Annotated in this window: 12 protein-coding genes; 7 read left to right on the top strand and 5 right to left on the bottom strand. The window is 70.7% G+C overall.

Translation table 11 applies throughout. The annotated features are described in order from the left end of the window. The first annotated feature begins 294 nt into the window (after window positions 1–294). From OHS81_RS22755 to OHS81_RS22765, 3 genes are all read left to right on the top strand, one after another. Window positions 295–1,023 carry a ComF family protein gene (locus OHS81_RS22755; protein ID WP_328386517.1) on the top strand — a complete coding sequence of 243 codons (729 nt, stop codon included), beginning with the start codon at window positions 295–297 and terminating at the stop codon, window positions 1,021–1,023. 293 nt (window positions 1,024–1,316) lie between these two features. Beyond that, window positions 1,317–2,006 (top strand): ribosome hibernation-promoting factor, HPF/YfiA family, encoded by a 690-nt coding sequence (gene hpf / locus OHS81_RS22760; protein ID WP_129296074.1) that lies wholly within the window; start codon window positions 1,317–1,319, stop codon window positions 2,004–2,006. Between the two features lie 230 nt (window positions 2,007–2,236). Continuing rightward, window positions 2,237–2,998, top strand: a complete 762-nt coding sequence (locus tag OHS81_RS22765; protein ID WP_328386518.1) for a response regulator transcription factor — start codon at window positions 2,237–2,239, stop codon at window positions 2,996–2,998. A gap of 116 nt (window positions 2,999–3,114) precedes the next feature. Here OHS81_RS22765 and OHS81_RS22770 read toward each other — a convergent pair whose 3' ends face one another. Then, the gene (locus OHS81_RS22770; RefSeq protein ID WP_328386519.1) at window positions 3,115–4,344 is read right to left on the bottom strand and encodes a winged helix-turn-helix domain-containing protein; all 1,230 of its coding nucleotides are present in this window, start codon (window positions 4,342–4,344) and stop codon (window positions 3,115–3,117) included. A gap of 181 nt (window positions 4,345–4,525) precedes the next feature. Then, entirely contained in the window at window positions 4,526–5,167 is a 642-nt protein-coding gene (locus OHS81_RS22775; protein ID WP_328386520.1) for a GNAT family N-acetyltransferase, read from the bottom strand. Window positions 5,168–5,419: 252 nt separating this feature from the next. Here OHS81_RS22775 and secA point away from each other — a divergent pair, with 252 nt between their 5' ends. Next, the gene (secA, locus tag OHS81_RS22780; protein ID WP_328386521.1) at window positions 5,420–8,245 is read left to right on the top strand and encodes a preprotein translocase subunit SecA; all 2,826 of its coding nucleotides are present in this window, start codon (window positions 5,420–5,422) and stop codon (window positions 8,243–8,245) included. A 183-nt stretch (window positions 8,246–8,428) separates the two neighbouring features. Here secA and OHS81_RS22785 read toward each other — a convergent pair whose 3' ends face one another. Then, the gene (locus OHS81_RS22785; RefSeq protein WP_328386522.1) at window positions 8,429–9,322 is read right to left on the bottom strand and encodes an Rv3235 family protein; all 894 of its coding nucleotides are present in this window, start codon (window positions 9,320–9,322) and stop codon (window positions 8,429–8,431) included. 297 nt (window positions 9,323–9,619) lie between these two features. Here OHS81_RS22785 and OHS81_RS22790 point away from each other — a divergent pair, with 297 nt between their 5' ends. The 3 genes from OHS81_RS22790 to OHS81_RS22800 all read left to right on the top strand — a co-directional run bounded on the left by OHS81_RS22790 (window position 9,620) and on the right by OHS81_RS22800 (window position 16,275). Continuing rightward, complete coding sequence (locus OHS81_RS22790) at window positions 9,620–10,126, top strand: DUF6912 family protein (RefSeq protein WP_328386523.1); 507 nt, start codon at window positions 9,620–9,622, stop codon at window positions 10,124–10,126. A gap of 106 nt (window positions 10,127–10,232) precedes the next feature. Further along, on the top strand, window positions 10,233–10,895 hold the full coding sequence (locus tag OHS81_RS22795) for an HAD family hydrolase (RefSeq protein ID WP_328386524.1): 663 nt from the start codon (window positions 10,233–10,235) through the stop codon (window positions 10,893–10,895). 424 nt (window positions 10,896–11,319) lie between these two features. Continuing rightward, complete coding sequence (locus tag OHS81_RS22800) at window positions 11,320–16,275, top strand: NAD-glutamate dehydrogenase (protein WP_328386525.1); 4,956 nt, start codon at window positions 11,320–11,322, stop codon at window positions 16,273–16,275. Window positions 16,276–16,362: 87 nt separating this feature from the next. Here the strand turns inward: OHS81_RS22800 and OHS81_RS22805 are convergent, their stop codons facing one another. Both OHS81_RS22805 and OHS81_RS22810 read right to left on the bottom strand, forming a co-directional pair. Beyond that, window positions 16,363–17,160: an ABC transporter ATP-binding protein gene (locus OHS81_RS22805; protein WP_328386526.1), complete on the bottom strand. Its 798-nt coding sequence runs from the start codon at window positions 17,158–17,160 to the stop codon at window positions 16,363–16,365. Window positions 17,161–17,191: 31 nt separating this feature from the next. Then, entirely contained in the window at window positions 17,192–18,127 is a 936-nt protein-coding gene (locus OHS81_RS22810) for an ABC transporter permease (RefSeq protein ID WP_328386528.1), read from the bottom strand. Window positions 18,128–18,193 lie beyond the last annotated feature (66 nt).

Here is an 18,193-nt window from a genome sequence, read left to right on the forward strand (position 1 = left end):
GGTGACGGGCGGCCGGGCGATCCGGGTGAGCGGCATCTGCCTGCCCGGTGCCGATGGCGGCTCCGCCGTACCCCCGGGCCGGGACGTGCGGGGGGGGGGAGAGACGGGCTGCCGCGCCGGCCGGTGTCCTGCTGATCCCATCGGTCCCAGGCTGCAGGTCCCAGGCCGCCCGAGCCGCCCGGGCCCCGCGGACGGGCAGGCGGCAGATCCCGCAGATCCCGCGGAGCGGCAGGTCCGCGGCCATGGTTGTCCACAGGGGTGGTGACCGGGCCTGGACGGCGGGACAGTGGAGTCATGCAGGGGGTGTGGCGCGAACTGGCAGGCCTGGTGCTGCCGGTCGACTGCGCGGGATGTGGCCGGCCGCGTACGGAGCTGTGTGCGGAGTGTCGCCGGGGGCTTGCGCGGGACGGACGCGGAGCGCAGCGGGTGCGCCTGTGGCCGAGCCCGGCGGGGCTGCCCCGGGTGTGGGCGGGGGCGCCCTATGCCGACGAGGTGCGGGCGGTGCTGCTGGCCCACAAGGAGCGGGGTGCCCTGCGGCTGGCCGGGCCGCTGGGGGCGGTGCTGGCCGGGGCGGTGCGAGGGCTGGGAAGGGAGGCCGGCCCCCAGCTGCTGGTGCCCGTGCCCTCGGCCCGGAGAGCGGTGGCCGGGCGGGGCCATGATCCGGTGCGCAGGATGGCGCTGAGGGCGGCCGGGGAACTGCGGCGGGCGGGCGTGGGGGCCCGGGTGCTCGATGTGCTGCGGCAGCGTCGCGCGGTGTCCGACCAGGCGGGACTGAGCGCCCGCCAGCGGCTGGCGAATGTCGCCGGTGCACTGGAGGTGCCGGGCCCTGCCGCGAGGCTGCTGGCGGGGCGGCCAGTGGTGCTGGTGGACGATCTGGTGACGACGGGAGCCACCCTCGCCGAGGCGGCCCGGGCGGTCAGGGCGGCCACCGGCCGGGTGAGCGGAGCCGCGGTCGTGGCGGCACCCCGCAGTGCGTTCACCACCGGTTGTGAAGCGAGGGAGTCACTACCACGTGGCAGATAGGCGAGGAGGAAAAGTCACCCAAATGGAGCCGAGGGCTCCGAGGGGGTGCCGACATCCGTCCGGGAGAGCTATGTTCGGTTGTGAGGACTTGGCGAGTGTTTTGCCTCGAATGTCGTGATGAGTGCGTTCAGGGGCGTTTGCGACGACCCTGAAATCGGGGGAGTGGAGAGCCGGTCGCCGGGGGAGGAGGAGGTGAAAGTCGCCAAGTCCGAGGCTTCGGCAACCACCGGAGCCTGGTGCAAGAAGGAATTGCTCCGCCTGATGAGCGGAGCGATCCGGGAACGGAGTTCTGCGTGGACATCGTCGTCAAGGGCCGCAAGACAGAGGTGCCCGAGCGGTTCCGTAAGCACGTGGCCGAGAAGCTGAAGCTGGACAAAGTCCAGAAGCTCGACGCCAAGGTGATCAGCCTGGACGTCGAGGTGTCCAAGGAGCCCAACCCGCGGCAGGCCGACCGTTCCGACCGGGTGGAGATCACGCTCCACTCCCGTGGTCCGGTGGTCCGGGCCGAGGCCGCCGCGGCCGATGCGTACGCCGCACTGGATCTGGCCACCGCGAAGCTCGAGGCGCGTCTGCGGAAGCAGCACGACAAGCGCTACTCGCGTCGCGGCAACGGCCGCATCCCGGCGAGTGAGGTCGCCGTCAGCGTGCCGGACGCCGCGAGCCTGAACACCAACGGCGAACTGGCCGCCGCCGAGGCCGGCCAGACGGTGCCGACCACGAAGATGGGATGTATCGACGTCCAGGGCGAGGGACCCCTGGTCGTCCGCGAGAAGACTCATTCGGCCGCGCCGATGCTGCTCGACCAGGCACTCAACGAAATGGAGTTGGTCGGGCACGACTTCTACCTCTTCGTCGACGCCGACACCAAGCTGCCGAGTGTCGTCTACCGCCGGCACGCCTACGACTACGGAGTCATTCACCTGAACCCCGATTTGTTCGGGGAGGAGGAGCCCGGCGGCGCAGGCGGCGCGCTGGGTGGCTGAACCCCACTCGCTCGGTGCCCCCGGCGCACGCCGGGGGCACCATCGTGCCCGGAGGGGGCAGGAGTTGAAGCCGTATAGTGTTTGTGCCGACCAGGGAGTATGTGGACACGTGACGGCGACGTGCCGGGGAGGCGGTCGTATGGCATCGATCGGGCCGGCAGGGGGCTGTTGTCAACCAGCCTTATTTCCAAGCTCTGGCCTCGCGGCCGAGTAGTTGACGGGGAGGACCCATGGGGGACAGTTTCGGGCCCGTGCGCGACACCGCGGACGATGACCACAGCGGTGCCGGCGGTGACGACGAGGCCGGCCGGGCCGTGAGCATGCCGCGCAAGGAGCCGATCCGGGTCCTGGTCGTGGACGACCATGCGCTCTTCCGGCGGGGTCTGGAGATCGTGCTGGCCCAGGAAGAGGACATCCAGGTCGTCGGTGAGGCGGGGGACGGTGCGGAGGCGGTCGACAAGGCCGCGGACCTGCTGCCCGACATCGTGCTGATGGATGTCCGGATGCCCAGGCGCGGCGGTATCGAGGCGTGCACCTCCCTCAAGGAGGTGGCCCCCAGCGCGAAGATCATCATGCTGACGATCAGCGACGAAGAGGCCGATCTCTACGACGCGATCAAGGCCGGCGCCACCGGCTACCTCCTCAAGGAGATCTCCACCGACGAGGTGGCGACCGCGATCCGCGCCGTGGCGGACGGCCAGTCGCAGATCAGTCCGTCGATGGCGTCCAAGCTCCTGACGGAGTTCAAGTCGATGATCCAGCGTACGGACGAGCGCAGGCTGGTGCCCGCGCCCCGGCTCACCGACCGTGAGCTGGAGGTCCTCAAGCTGGTCGCCACGGGCATGAACAACCGCGATATCGCCAAGGAACTCTTCATCTCCGAGAACACGGTGAAGAACCACGTCCGCAACATCCTGGAGAAGCTGCAGTTGCACTCCCGGATGGAAGCGGTGGTGTACGCGATGCGGGAGAAGATCCTCGAGATCCGGTGAGCCCGTGAGCCCGTGAGCTGGCGGGGGCGGCCGGCCGTGACCGTCGGCCTGGTGAGTGCGGCCCGGCCGCGCCGGGTGAACGGGGGCGGGCGAGCCCCCGCACCCATTGGCCGGTGCTACTCGTCGCCCGTATGGGTGAGTTCCGCGCGCAGTGCGGTGGCAAGCTTCGGATCGTCGCAGCGCTCCACGCGTACCCCGTCGCAGCCGACCCAGGTCGCGGCTTCCCGAAGGGCCCGGGCCATCGGGGCGACGGCCTTGGAGTCCTGCACCGAGACCTGGCGGGCAACGAGGGTGGTGCCCTCACGCGCCGGGTCCACCCGGCCCACCAGCCGGCCGCCCGCCAGCAGGGGCATCGCGAAATAGCCGTGAATCCGACGGGGGCGCGGGACGTACGCCTCCAGCCGGTGCGTGAAGCCGAAGATCCGCTCCGTGCGCGGCCGGTCCCAGATCAGGGAGTCGAAGGGCGAGAGCAGGGTGGTGCGGTGCCGGCCGCGGGGCGGGGCGGCCAGCGCGGCGGGGTCGGCCCAGGCGGGCTTGCCCCAGCCCTCCACCTCCACCGGGACCAGACCGGAGTCGGCGACCACGGCATCGACCTGCTCGGCCTTCAGACGGTGGTAGTCCGCGAGATCGGCGCGCGTGGCCACCCCCATGGCGGCCCCGGCCTGGGCGACCAGGCGGCGCAGGCAGGCGGCGTCGTCCAGATCGTCGTGGAGCAGTGCGTCCGGGACGGCGCGCTCGGCGAGGTCGTAGACGCGCTTCCAGGCACGGCGCCGGGTACAGACCACCTCGCCGGTGTCCAGCAGCCACTCCACCGCGATCTTGGTCTCGGACCAGTCCCACCACTCCCCGCCGTTGCGGCCGCCGCCCAGTTCCGAGGTGGTCAGCGGGCCGTCGGTCTTGAGCCGGTCCAGGACGGCGGCGCAGGAGCGCTCGGAGTCCTCCATGACGTGCCAGCGGTGGCCCTTGGCGCGCCGGGCACGGCGGCGGAAGGCGAAGTGCGGCCACTCCTCGATGGGCAGGATGCAGGCGGCGTGCGACCAGTATTCGAAGCTGTGGGGTCGTGGCGCAGGCGCGCCGGAGGGAGCCGTGGTCCAGTAGGCGGCCTCGACGGCGGGGCGGCCGACGGCGCCGAGGCGGGCGTACGGCACCAGCTCATGGGAGCGGGCCAGCACCGAGATCGTGTCCAGCTGCACCGCGCCCAGATGCCGCAGTACCCCGCGCACCCCGGCCCGGCGGTCCGGGGCGCCCAGCAGCCCCTGGGCCCGCAGCGCCATGCGCCGGGCGTCGTCGCGGGACAGGGCGGTCACAGGCTGCGGCAGAGGCGGTGGCTGCGTCACGGCGGTCATGCGGCACAGCGTAGGGGCGGGCACTGACAACAGCCCCGGGGACGGGAATCGCCGCTGGTGGCGGCGTTGTCCATGCCCGGGCGGAGCGGGATCGTCGTGGCGCGGCGGGCCCCCGGGCCGGTGCGCCACGCCACTGCCCGGCCGGGGCAGGACAGTGGTCGCGCGCATCGTCAGCAGGTCGTCAGCCGGGGTAGGGCAGATACGGGGTCGCATCCGGGCGGCGGGTGCCGGCGCGGCCGGCCGGTGCGCGCTCCCCGGGCTCCCCGGTCTCCCCGGGCAGGTCGGACGGGAGCAGGGAGCCGATCCAGACGTCCCGGCGGGTGCCCCCGTGCACCTTCTTGGCGCGCAGCGTGCCCTCCATACGGAAGCCGAGCTTGCGGGCCACCGCCCGGGAGCCTTCGTTCCCGGCCTCCGCGTGCCACTCCATGCGCTCCACCCCCAGGTCGTCGAAGCCCCAGCGCACCACGGCGCGGGCCGCCTCGACGGTGCAGCCCCGGCCGCGGTGCTCCTTGGCGGTCCAGTAGCCCAGCTCGGCCTGCCGTTCGGGGGTGTGCAGCCGGGCGAGGCGTACCAGGCCCATCGCGCCCACCAGGGAGCCGTCCGCCCGGGAGACGACGGCGAAGTGGTAGGTGGTGTCGTCGCGCCAGCCCTCGGGGACGGCCGTACCGACGAAATGCTCCGCGTCCTCGATGCCGTACGGTGACGGGACACCCGTCCAGCGCGGAATATCGGGCTCCTGGCACGCGGCATGCACCGCGGGCGCGTCGGAGGGCTCGAAGGGACGCAGCACCAGGCGTTCGGTGGCGAGGGTGACGGGCTCCATGACGTGAGTCTGCAAGGTTGCGGAAGGCGTGGCGAAGGGTTTTCCGCGGGATTCCCGGCCCCTGCCCGGCACCTTCTCGCGGCCTCGTGCGTTCACGCTGGGGAGGGGGCAACGGGGTTCGCTGCGGCGTACCTCCCGGCCCGGCAGCGTCCTCCTTTACGATGGCCGTTGCGGCGGGGCCTGCCCCCTTGGAAAAATGCCGCGCCCGCGCACTCGACCGTGCAGGCCCGACCGGCAAGGAGACCAGCCCAAGTGTCCGTCTTGACGAAGATCATGCGTGCAGGCGAAGGAAAGATCCTGCGCAAGCTGCACCGCATCGCGGGCCAGGTCAACTCCATCGAGGAGGATTTCGCAGCGCTCTCCGACGCTGAGCTGCGGGCGCTCACGGATGAGTACAAAGAGCGCTACGCCGACGGCGAGAGCCTCGATGACCTGCTGCCCGAGGCGTTCGCCACGGTCCGTGAGGCCGCCCGGCGGGTGCTCGGCCAGCGCCCCTACGACGTCCAGCTGATGGGTGGCGCGGCCCTTCACATGGGGTACGTCGCCGAGATGAAGACCGGTGAGGGCAAGACCCTGGTCGGTACCCTCCCGACGTATCTCAACGCGCTGTCCGGCAAGGGCGTCCACCTGATCACGGTGAACGACTACCTGGCCGAGCGCGACTCCGAGATGATGGGCCGGGTCCACAAGTTCCTGGGCCTGACCGTCGGTTGCATCCTCGCCGACATGACCCCGGCCCAGCGCCGTGAGCAGTACAACTGCGACATCACCTACGGCACGAACAACGAGTTCGGCTTCGACTATCTGCGTGACAACATGGCCTGGTCGCAGGACGAACTCGTCCAGCGGGGCCATAACTTCGCGGTGGTCGACGAGGTCGACTCGATCCTCGTCGACGAGGCCCGTACGCCGCTGATCATCTCCGGCCCGGCGGACTCGGCCACCAAGTGGTACGGCGACTTCGCCAAGTTGGTGCGCCGCCTGAAGCGCGGCGAGGCCGCCAACCCGCAGCGCGGCGTCGAGGAGACCGGCGACTACGACGTCGACGAGAAGAAGCGCACCGTCGGCATCCACGAGTCCGGTGTCAGCAAGGTCGAGGACTGGCTGGGCATCGACAACCTGTACGAGTCGGTGAACACCCCGCTCGTCGGGTACCTCAACAACGCGATCAAGGCCAAGGAGCTCTTCAAGAACGACAAGGACTACGTCGTCATCGACGGCGAAGTCATGATCGTCGACGAGCACACCGGCCGTATCCTCGCCGGCCGCCGCTACAACGAGGGCATGCACCAGGCCATCGAGGCGAAGGAAGGGGTGGAGATCAAGGACGAGAACCAGACCCTCGCCACGATCACCCTGCAGAACTTCTTCCGCCTCTACGACAAGCTCTCCGGCATGACCGGTACGGCCATGACCGAGGCCGCCGAGTTCCACCAGATCTACAAGCTCGGTGTCGTCCCGATCCCGACGAACCGCCCGATGGTCCGTATGGACCAGGCGGACCTGATCTACCGCACGGAGACCGCGAAGTTCGACGCGGTCGTCGAGGACATCGTCGAGAAGCACGGGAAGGGCCAGCCGATCCTGGTCGGCACCACCTCGGTCGAGAAGTCCGAATACCTCTCCCAGCAGCTCAACAAGCGCGGTGTCGCCCACGAGGTGCTGAACGCCAAGCAGCACGACCGTGAGGCGCCGATCATCGCGCAGGCCGGCCGCAAGGGCGCCGTGACGGTCGCCACGAACATGGCCGGCCGTGGTACGGACATCAAGCTCGGCGGCAACCCCGACGACCTGGCCGAGGCGGAGCTGCGCCAGCGCGGCCTGGACCCGGTCGAGCACGTCGAGGAGTGGGCGTCCGCACTGCCCGCCGCCCTGGAGCGCGCCGAGGCCGCGGTCAAGGCGGAGTTCGAGGAGGTCAAGGAGCTCGGCGGGCTCTACGTCCTGGGCACCGAGCGGCACGAGTCGCGGCGCATCGACAACCAGCTGCGCGGTCGCTCCGGCCGTCAGGGCGACCCGGGCGAGTCGCGGTTCTACCTCTCGCTGGGCGACGACCTGATGCGGCTGTTCAAGGCGCAGATGGTCGAGCGGGTCATGGCGATGGCCAACGTCCCCGACGACGTACCGATCGAGAACAAGATGGTGACGCGGGCGATCGCCTCCGCCCAGTCGCAGGTCGAGCAGCAGAACTTCGAGACGCGGAAGAACGTCCTGAAGTACGACGAGGTGCTGAACCGCCAGCGTGAGGTCATCTACGGCGAGCGCCGCCGCGTCCTGGAGGGCGAGGACCTGCAGGATCAGGTCACGCACTTCATGGAGGACACCATCGACGCCTACATCCAGGCGGAGACGGTCGAGGGCTTCGCCGAGGAGTGGGACCTGGACCGCCTGTGGGGCGCGTTCAAGCAGCTCTACCCGGTCAAGGTGACGGTCGAGGAGCTGGAGGACGAGGCCGGCGACCGCGCGGGCCTCACCGCCGAGTTCATCGGCGACGCCGTCAAGGACGACATCCACGAGCAGTACGCCGCCCGCGAGGAGCAGTTGGGCTCGGACATCATGCGGGAGCTGGAGCGCCGGGTCGTGCTGTCCGTCCTGGACCGCAAGTGGCGTGAGCACCTTTACGAGATGGACTACCTCCAGGAGGGCATCGGCCTGCGGGCGATGGCCCAGAAGGACCCGCTGGTCGAGTACCAGCGCGAGGGCTTCGACATGTTCACCGCGATGATGGAGGGCATCAAGGAGGAGTCCGTCGGCTACCTGTTCAACCTGGAGGTCCAGGTCGAGCAGCAGGTCGAGGAGGTCCCGGTGGAGGAGGCGGCGGAGCCGCCCTCGCTGGACAAGCAGGAGGCGGTGCCCGCGGGTGCCGGGCGTCCGGAGATCCACGCCAAGGGCCTGGAGGCGCCGCAGCGGCCGGACCGGCTGCACTTCTCCGCTCCCAAGGTGGACGGCGACGGCAGTGTCATCGAGGGCGACTTCATCAGCGACGAGGAGGCGGTGCCGGCCCGTTCCGAGGCGGACGGTCTGACCCGTGCCGAGCGGCGCAAGGCCCAGAAGAGCGCCGGGCGTCGTCGCAAGAAGTAGGCGAGGAGGCGGCCCGGGCATCTGCTGCCCCGCGGCCGTGTAGAACGAGGGCGCCCCGGCCGGAGAACGGCCGGGGCGCCCTTGTGCTGCCGGGCGGGTCCGCTGCCGGGCGGGGCGTCATCTGTGTGCCGGGCAGGTCCGTGCCACGCAGCTCCGCTGCCGGGCAGGTGGACTGCGGGGCAGTCAGAAGGCCGGGCCGCTGACGGCCGGGGACGGGCCGATGTCGAGGGCGGCGCAGCGCCACCGGGAGTCGGCGCCCAGCTCCAGCCGGAAGGCCAGGGCCCGCAGCCGCCCGTCCGCCGCGATCCGGGCAAAGGCTTCGATGACGCCGCGGCGCGGCCGGCACAGTCCGCAGTCGCGCACGGTGGGAGCCTCTCCGCGCCGGCCGGACGCCGTGACCGGCCGCAGCGGCGCCTGCGGGGCAAGCTCCGCCAGCCGGTCGTACGCGGCGGGCAGCGCATGCCCCAGCAGGGCGTGGACGGGGCGCTGCCCGCTGAGCGCGAGCACCAGCTGATGCGCGAACCAGTGATGCGGCCGGCTCTCGTGCGCCCGGCGCTGCGCCCCGGCCGTGGGCAGGGGGACGCCGGCCGCGTTCACGGGCGTGGCCGGGGCCGGGGTGCCGGTCCGCCGGCTCGCGGCGGCGGCCAGGGCGGCGGGGCGGCCGGGGCGCGGGGTGCCGCGGGTGGGGCCGCGGCCTGCGGAACCGGGGCCGCGACGCCCCGGACCGGTGCCCCGGCCGGACACGCCGGGGCCGCTCCCGGCGGGGCCGAGGGGGCGGCGGTCGGCGGGAGAGCGGCGGGGCCGGGGGACCGTGGGGGCCGCTCCCGGTGCGCCGGTGGGGCGGGGCCGAGCGCCGCCGTCGTCGCCCGTGCTGCCGGTGGAGGGGGCGGGCGTGATGCCGGCAGAGGGAGCGGGCGTGCTGCCGGCGGACGGAGCAGGTGTGGCTCCTGCAGACGGAGCAGGTGTGGTGCCTGCGGACTGAGCGGACGGAGCGGGTGTCCGGGGCTGCTCCGTGTGCTCGTTGCCGGCGGCTGTGGTGGGTGTGGTGTGCGCCGTGGTGCCGTTCGTGCCGGTCATGCTGCTGATCGCCCCCGTGGTGCCGGGCCCGTGAATTACTGGGCGGTAGCTTTCTTGGTGGGGAACTTCGTATCGGCGCGATCGGGGCGGCAGCAAGGCGCGAAGGGACCGGGACGAAGGGGGCGAAGAGTTCACCCGTCCGTGGTCGGGGCTTGCGGCGAGGCCTCGGGAGCGGGGTGGAAGCCGGGCTCCGGGCGGGCGGTCCGGGGGGTGCCGGGGCGGCACGATGGGGGACTCGCGCCCGTATGCTGGCGGGACAATCTTCGGAGTCGAGCGAATCGAGCGGAAGCGGCTGCCATGCGCGTCTATGTCCCCCTGACCCTTTCCGGTCTCGCAGAGGCGCACAAGAACGGCGAACTGGGCCCCGGCCCCCTGGACGCGTATGCCGTCACGCCCGCGCTGCGCGAGTGGTACGTCTCGGACGACATCGAGGAGCTGGAGTACGCCGCGCTGAACCGCGCCGCGCAGGCCTCGCTGCGGCTGCTCGCCGGGCACCCGGACCTGGCGCGGCGGCGCGTGGTGGTGGCCGTGGACGTGGCGGACGGCGCCGCGGTGGCGGATCCGGACCGGGGGCTCGACCAGTCGGCGCTGGGCGAGGTGCGGGTCGCCGGGCCGGTGCCGTTGTCGAAGGCCGCCGCGGTGCATGTGGACGCCGCCGACGCGGAGGCCGACATCGCGGCGGCCGCCGCGGCGCTCGGCGCGGCCGACCAGGGCGACGACGATGCGCAGTTCACGGTGGACGGCGCGGAGGACCACGATCTGATGTGGTTCGGGGTGCAGGAGATCCCGCATCTGATCGGCTGAGGGCGCCGGTCCACGGCCCCGGCTCGGCGGATCCGGCGCCGTTGTCAGTGGCGGCGGGTACTTTTTCTTCAGGGGGAAACGCACGGAGAACGACGTGGGGGACCACATGGGGAAGCACGCGACACACATCGTCTGGGACTGGAACGGCACCCTGTTCCATGACATCGACGCCGTCATCGGGGCGACGAACTCCGCCTTCGCGGAGATCGGGCTGGAGCCGATCACCCTCGAGACGTACCGGGACCTGTACTGCGTGCCCGTGCCGCGGTTCTACGAGCGGCTGATGGGACGGCTGCCGACGGACACCGAGTGGCTGGTGATGGACGAGGCGTTCCATCGCCACTACAGCACGCATCGCCTGGGCTGTGAGCTCGCCGAGGGCGTGGAAATGCTCCTCGAGGGGTGGCAGACGGCCGGACGCAGCCAGTCGATTCTGAGCATGTACGGGCACGACGAGCTGCTGCCGATCGTGCGCGACTTCGGGATCGAGTCGCGGTTTGTGCTGGTGGAGGGCAGGACCGGGCCGTCCGGGGGTACCAAGAGCGCGCATATGGTGCGGCATCTGGCGGCGATGGAGAGCGTGGATCCGGCGCGTACGGTGGTGATCGGCGACGCCGTGGACGATGCCGTGGCCGCGCGGGACGCGGGGGCACGTGCGGTGCTCTACACGGGCGGATCGCACAGCCGGGGGAGCCTGGCGGCCGCCGGGGTGCCGGTGGTGGACACGCTCGCCGAGGCGGTCGAGCTGGCGGGCGAGATAGCGGTCTAGAGGTCGCCCAGGGGCCTGTTCCCGCGGTCCCGGGACGCGGGGCGGCGCGACACCACGCACATTCCGCCCCGCCGCGCCGTTGTCCAGAAGGTCTAAGTTCGGGCCGCGGATTTGTACGCACACGGCGCATGACGGCACCCGTGTGGGGAGCGATAGCCTTGCACCGTGATCAGCGCGATAACCCGCGGGGGCATCGAGGCCCCTGCCGTGCGCCCGGGGCACCACCGTGACCGGGCGGTCGCTGGTCTTTGCGGCCAACATTCGCCGTCGACTTCGTCAAAAACTGTCGATAACGGCACGGCCCTCTCTCATCGCGGCATAGCGTCGACAGCGACAGGACACCTCGCGTCGCGGCGGCGTTGTGCGGCTTCCATCACGTTCTTCCACAACGTCACGCAACGGCGCGCGACAGGAGCCAGAGGACATGCAGACCAAGCTGGACGAAGCCAAAACCGAGCTGCTCGCCAGGGCCGCCCGGGTCGTAGAGAGCAGCCCTGCCGGGGGTAAGCACCCGGTACGGGGGCTCGACCCGGACACCCTTGCGGGATACCTCCAGCGCTACTACCTGCACACCGCGCCCGAGGACCTGACCGGCCGCGACCCGGTCGACGTCTTCGGCGCCGCACTCTCCCACTACCGCCTCGCGGAGATGCGTCCTCAGGGCACCGCGAACGTCCGGGTGCACACCCCGACGGTCGAGGAGAACGGCTGGACCTGCAGCCACTCCGTCGTCGAGGTCGTCACCGACGACATGCCGTTCCTGGTCGACTCGGTCACCAACGAGCTCTCCCGGCAGGGCCGCGGCATCCATGTCGTGATCCACCCGCAGGTGATCGTCCGCCGCGATGTCACCGGCAAGCTCATCGAGGTCTTCGACTCCAGCTGCGACGCGCACAGCAAGAACGGCAAGGGCGCGAAGCTGCCGCACGACGCGGTCACCGAGTCCTGGATCCACGTCGAGATGGACCGCGAGACCGACCGCGAGGACCTGAAGCAGATCACCGCGGATCTGCTGCGGGTGCTGTCCGACGTCCGCGAGGCCGTCGAGGACTGGGAGAAGATGCGCGCCGCCGCCGGCCGTATCGCCGATGCGCTGCCCGCCGAGCCGATCGCCGACGATCTGCGCGGCGAGGACATCGAGGAGGCCCAGGAGCTGCTGCGGTGGCTGTCCGCCGACCACTTCACCTTCCTCGGCTACCGCGAGTACGAGCTGGCCTCGGTGCCCGGTGAGGGCGGCGTCGACGAGGACGTGCTGACCGCTGTGCCCGGCACGGGCCTGGGCATCCTGCGCGCCGACCCGACGCACCACGAGAGCGCCGACGGCCACCCCGTTTCGCCGTCCTTCAACCGGCTGCCCGCGGACGCCCGCGCCAAGGCCCGTGAGCACAAGCTGCTCATCCTGACCAAGGCCAACAGCCGCGCCACCGTCCACCGCCCCTCCTACCTCGACTACGTCGGCGTCAAGAAGTTCGACGCCGAGGGCAATGTCATCGGTGAGCGGCGCTTCCTGGGCCTGTTCTCCTCGGCCGCGTACACCGAGTCCGTGCGCCGCGTCCCGGTCATCCGCCGCAAGGTCGCCGAGGTGCTGGAGGGCGCCGGGTTCAGCCCCGACAGCCACGACGGCCGCGACCTGCTGCAGATCCTGGAGACCTACCCGCGCGACGAGCTGTTCCAGACGCCCGTCGACGAGCTGCGGTCCATCGCCACCAGCGTCCTCTACCTGCAAGAACGCCGCCGGCTGCGGCTCTACCTCCGCCAGGACGAGTACGGCCGCTACTACTCCGCGCTGGTCTACCTCCCGCGCGACCGCTACACCACCGCGGTGCGGCTGCGCCTGATCGACATCCTCAAGGAAGAGCTCGGCGGCACCAGCGTCGACTTCACCGCCTGGAACACCGAGTCGATCCTCTCCCGGCTGCACTTCGTCATCCGGGTCGAGCCCGGCTCCAGCCTTCCCGAGCTCACCGACGCCGCCGCTGACCGCCTCGAAAGCCGGCTGGTGGAGGCCGCCCGCTCGTGGGCCGACGGCTTCGGCGAGGCGCTGACCGCCGAGGTCGGTGAGGAGCGCGCCGCCGAGCTGCTGCGCCGCTACGGCCACGCCTTCCCCGAGGGCTACAAGGCCGACAACAGCCCGCGCAGCGCCGTCGCCGACCTCCAGCACCTGGAGAAGCTGACCGGTGAGCCCGGCCGTGACTTCTCCGTCAGCCTCTACGAGCCGGTCGGCGCGGGCCCCGGCGAGCGCCGCTTCAAGATCTACCGCAGGGGCGAGCCGGTCTCGCTGTCGCGGGTGCTGCCCGGCCTGAACCGCCTGGGCGTGGAGGTCGTCGACGAGCGCCCGCACGAGCTGCGCTGCGCCGACTCCACCATCGCCTGGGTCTACGACTTCGGGCTGCGGATGCCCGAGCACGTCAAGGGCGACGACGCCCGCGAGCGCTTCCAGGACGCCTTCACGGCGGTGTGGACCGGCGCGGCCGAGAGCGACAACTTCAACACGCTGGTGCTGCGGGCGGGCCTCAACTGGCGCCAGGCGATGGTCCTGCGGGCCTACGCCAAGTACCTGCGGCAGGCCGGTGCGACGTTCAGCCAGACGTACATGGAGGACACCCTCTCCAACAACGTCCACACCACCCGGCTGCTGGTCTCCCTCTTCGAGGCGCGGATGTCCCCCGGCCGGCAGCGGGCCGGCACCGAGCTGACCGACGCCCTGCTGGAGGAACTGGACGCCGCGCTCGACCAGGTCGCCTCCCTGGACGAGGACCGGATCCTGCGCTCCTTCCTCACCGTCATCAAGGCGACCCTGCGCACCAACCACTACCAGAAGGACAGCGAGGGCCGGCCGCACGCCTACCTGTCCATGAAGCTGGACCCGCAGGCCATCCCCGACCTGCCGGCGCCCCGCCCGGCGTACGAGATCTGGGTGTACTCCCCGAAGGTCGAGGGCGTCCACCTCCGGTTCGGCAAGGTCGCGCGCGGTGGTCTGCGCTGGTCGGACCGCCGGGAGGACTTCCGTACGGAGATCCTGGGCCTGGTCAAGGCGCAGATGGTCAAGAACACCGTCATCGTGCCGGTCGGCGCCAAGGGCGGCTTCGTCGGCAAGCAGCTCCCGGACCCCTCACAGGACCGGGACGCCTGGCTGGCCGAAGGCATCGCCAGCTACAAGACCTTCATCTCCGGTCTGCTGGACATCACCGACAACCTCGTCGGCGGCGAGGTCGTCCACCCGCAGAACGTCGTCCGGCACGACGAGGACGACACCTACCTGGTCGTCGCCGCCGACAAGGGCACCGCGACGTTCTCCGACATCGCCAACGAGGTCGCCGAGTCGTACGGCTTCTGGCTCGGTGACGCCTTCGCCTCCGGCGGCAGCGCCGGCTACGACCACAAGGGCATGGGCATCACCGCCCGCGGCGCCTGGGAGTCGGTCAAGCGCCACTTCCGCGAGCTGGACCACGACACCCAGACCGAGGACTTCACCGCGGTCGGCGTCGGCGACATGTCCGGTGACGTCTTCGGCAACGGCATGCTGCTCAGCGAGCACATCCGGCTGGTCGCCGCCTTCGACCACCGGCACATCTTCATCGACCCGAACCCGGACGCGGCGACCTCCTATGCCGAACGCCGCCGGCTCTTCGAGCTGCCCCGCTCCTCCTGGGCGGACTACAACACCGAGCTGCTTTCCCAGGGCGGCGGCATCCACCCGCGCTCGGCCAAGTCCATCCAGATCAACGCGCAGGTGCGGGCGGCTCTCGGCATCGATGCCGGGGTCAAGAAGATGACGCCCGCCGACCTGATGCAGGCGATCCTCAAGGCGCCGGTCGACCTGCTGTGGAACGGCGGCATCGGGACGTATGTGAAGTCCTCGGTGGAGACCGACGCCGATGTGGGCGACAAGTCCAACGACGCCATCCGGGTCAACGGCGAGGACCTGCGGGTCAAGGTCGTCGGCGAGGGCGGCAACCTGGGCCTGACCCAGCTGGGCCGGATCGAGTTCGCCACGGCCGGCGGCAGGATCAACACCGATGCGATCGACAACAGCGCCGGTGTGGACACCTCCGACCACGAGGTGAACATCAAGATCCTGCTCAACGCCGTGGTCGCCGACGGCGATATGACCGTCAAGCAGCGCAACAAGCTGCTGGCCGAGATGACCGACGAGGTCGGCGCGCTGGTGCTGCGCAACAACTACGCGCAGAACACCGCACTGGCCCTGGCCCTCGCCCAGTCGTCCAGCATGCTCAACGCCCAGCAGCGCTTCATGCGCCGCCTGGTGCGCGACGGCGACCTCGACCGGGCGCTGGAGTTCCTGCCCACCGACCGGCAGATCCGTGAGCGGCTGAACGCCGGGCGCGGGCTGACCCAGCCCGAGACCGCGGTGCTCCTGGCGTACACCAAGATCACGGTCGCCGAGGCGCTGATCCAGACCGGGCTGCCGGACGACCCGTACCTCCAGCGGCTGCTGCACGCCTACTTCCCCTCGGCGCTCCACGAACGCTTCGCCGAGCAGGTCGACGGGCATGCGCTGCGCCGCGAGATCGTCACGACGGTGCTGGTCAACGACACCGTCAACACCGGCGGTACGAGCTTCCTGCACCGGATGCAGGAGGAGACCGGGGCCTCCCTCGAGGAGGTCGTGCGGGCGCACACCGCGGCCCGTGCGATCTTCGGGCTGAACCAGGTCTGGGACGACGTCGAAGCGCTCGACAATGTCGTCGCGGCCGATGTCCAGACCCGGATCCGGCTGCACTCGCGGCGGCTGGTCGAGCGCGGCACCCGCTGGCTGCTCAACAACCGCCCGCAGCCGCTGGAGCTGTCGAAGACCATCGACTTCTTCGCCGAGCGGGTCGCCGGGCTCTGGAAGGAGCTGCCGAACCTGCTGCAGGGCAGCGACCTGGAGTGGTTCCAGACGATCCTGGAGGAGCTGACCGCCGCGGGCGTGCCCGAGGCGCTGGCCGTCCAGGTGTCCGGCTTCTCGTCGGTCTTCCCGGCGCTGGACATCGTCGCCGTCGCGGACCGGATGGGCAAGGAGCCGCTGGATGTCGCCGAGGTCTACTACGACCTGGGCGAGCGGCTGCGGATCAACCAGCTCCTCGACCGCATCCTGGAGCTGCCGCGCAACGACCGCTGGCAGTCGATGGCCCGTGCCTCGATCCGCGAGGACCTTTTCGCGGCTCATGCGGCGCTGACCGCGGATGTGCTGTCGGAGGGCAACGGCACCTCGACGCCGGAGCAGCGGTTCAAGGCCTGGGAGCAGGCCAATGCGGCGATCCTCGGCCGCGCGCGGGCGACGCTGGAGGAGATCTACGGCTCGGAGGGGTTCGACCTGGCGAACCTGTCCGTCGCCATGCGGACGATGCGCACGCTGCTGCGCACCCACAGCTGACGCCGCACCACGGCTGACGCCCGTACCACGGCGAACGGCCCCGGAAGCGCATGCTTCCGGGGCCGTTCCCGTTCACGCGGACACCGCCTAGCGGTGGGCCTCGTAAGCCTTGATGACCTCGTCCGTCGGGCCGTCCATCAGCAGCTCGCCGTGCTCCAGCCACAGGGTCCGGTCGCAGGTGTCGCGGATGGACTTGTTGTTGTGGCTGACGAGGAAGACCGTGCCGGCCTCCTTGCGCAGTTCGCGGATGCGGGCCTCGGAGCGCTTCTGGAAGCTGCGGTCGCCGGTGGCCAGCGCCTCGTCGATCATCAGCACATCGTGGTCCTTGGCGGCGGCGATGGAGAACCGCAGGCGGGCGGCCATGCCGGAGGAGTAGGTGCGCATCGGCAGCGAGATGAAGTCGCCCTTCTCGTTGATGCCGGAGAAGTCGACGATGCCGTCGTAGCGCTCGCGGACCTGTTCGCGGCTCATGCCCATGGCCAGGCCGCCCAGGAGGACGTTCTTCTCGCCGGTCAGGTCGTTCATCAGGGCCGCGTTCACGCCCAGCAGCGAGGGCTGGCCGTGGGTGTAGACCTTGCCGCGCTCGGCGGGCAGCAGACCGGCGACCGCCTTGAGCAGCGTCGACTTGCCCGAACCGTTGGAGCCGATCAGGCCGATCGACTCGCCGCGGTAGGCGGTGAACGAGACGCCCTTGACCGCGTGCACCTCGCGTACCCCCGTGGAGGGCTTGCGGCGCACGATCCGGTTCAGCGCCGCGGTGGCGCTGCCCTTGCCCGCGCCGGTGCCGTAGACGCGGTAGACGATGTGCAGATCGTCCGCGATCACCGTCGGGACGCGGGTCCCGTCGGCCTGTGCCGGGCGGGTGCCGTTCGTGCGCTCGGCCATGTCCGTACCGTTCCTCTGTTCCGTCCTGACCTCAGCCACGTCCGTACCGCTCCTCGGCCTTCCAGAAGTACACAAAGCCCGCGACGCCGGCCAGCAGGGCCCAGCCGGCCGCGAACGCCCAGACGTGCGGCGGCAGTTGGTTCGCCTTGAAGCTGTCGATCAGGGCGAAACGCATCAGGTCGATGTAGACCGCGGCGGGGTTGCCGTCCAGCAGCACCACCACGAACTGCGGGAGGTGCTTGCCCTGGAGGATCAGGTTGATGCTGAACATCACGCCGGAGGCGTACATCCAGGTCCGCATGATGAAGGGCATCAGCTGCGCCAGGTCCGGGGTCTTCGCCCCCATCCGTGCCATGACCATCGCCAGGCCGGTGTTGAAGACGAACTGCAGCGTCAGTGCCGGTACGACCAGCAGCCACGACCAGGTCGGGACCTGTCCGAAGCACAGCAGGATGACCCCGAGCACGCCCATGGAGTACAGCAGCTGCTGCAGCTGTGCCAGGCAGAACGAGATCGGCAGGCAGGCCCGCGGGAAGTGCAGCGCCCGCACCAGACCGAGGTTGCCGGAGATCGCCCGCGTACCGGCCATCACCGAGTTCTGCAGGAAGGTGAAGACGAAGACGCCGGTCACCAGGAACGGGACGTAGTCCGGGACGCCTCGCTTGGTGCCGATCAGCACGCCGAAGATCAAGTAGTAGACGGCCGCGTTGAGCAGGGGGGTCAGGACCTGCCAGAGCTGACCGAGCTTGGCGGTGGTGTACATCGCGGTGAGCTTGGCGCTGGCGAACGAGGTGATGAAGTGCCGCCGGTGCCACAGCTGGCGGGTGTACTCCGGCAGCGAGGGGCGGGCGCCGCTGACCGTGAGGCCGTGGCGTTCGGCCAGTGCGCGCAGCTCGGGATCGGGAGAGGTGCCGGGGGTGGGCGCCCGGGCGGGCGTCGGGGCCGGGGGCGCGAGGGTCTGGGGCATGGAGGAGGCCGCTTTCGCTTGCGTACGGGGGCGGGGGAACGAGAACGGGGCCATACGACGGAACGG

Origin of the sequence: Streptomyces sp. NBC_00400, from assembly GCF_036048035.1 — a bacterium.
Lineage (GTDB): Bacteria > Actinomycetota > Actinomycetes > Streptomycetales > Streptomycetaceae > Streptomyces.

Excerpts from the sequence above, each read along its gene's own strand:
- OHS81_RS22785 (WP_328386522.1), bottom strand. The coding sequence starts at position 9,322 with ATGACCGGCACGAACGGCACCACGGCGCACACCACACCCACCACAGCC.
- OHS81_RS22795 (WP_328386524.1), top strand. The coding sequence starts at position 10,233 with ATGGGGAAGCACGCGACACACATCGTCTGGGACTGGAACGGCACCCTG.
- OHS81_RS22805 (WP_328386526.1), bottom strand. The coding sequence starts at position 17,160 with ATGGCCGAGCGCACGAACGGCACCCGCCCGGCACAGGCCGACGGGACC.
- OHS81_RS22800 (WP_328386525.1), top strand. The coding sequence starts at position 11,320 with ATGCAGACCAAGCTGGACGAAGCCAAAACCGAGCTGCTCGCCAGGGCC.
- OHS81_RS22770 (WP_328386519.1), bottom strand. The coding sequence starts at position 4,344 with ATGACCGCCGTGACGCAGCCACCGCCTCTGCCGCAGCCTGTGACCGCC.
- OHS81_RS22755 (WP_328386517.1), top strand. The coding sequence starts at position 295 with ATGCAGGGGGTGTGGCGCGAACTGGCAGGCCTGGTGCTGCCGGTCGAC.
- OHS81_RS22810 (WP_328386528.1), bottom strand. The coding sequence starts at position 18,127 with ATGCCCCAGACCCTCGCGCCCCCGGCCCCGACGCCCGCCCGGGCGCCC.
- OHS81_RS22765 (WP_328386518.1), top strand. The coding sequence starts at position 2,237 with ATGGGGGACAGTTTCGGGCCCGTGCGCGACACCGCGGACGATGACCAC.
- OHS81_RS22775 (WP_328386520.1), bottom strand. The coding sequence starts at position 5,167 with ATGGAGCCCGTCACCCTCGCCACCGAACGCCTGGTGCTGCGTCCCTTC.
- OHS81_RS22790 (WP_328386523.1), top strand. The coding sequence starts at position 9,620 with ATGCGCGTCTATGTCCCCCTGACCCTTTCCGGTCTCGCAGAGGCGCAC.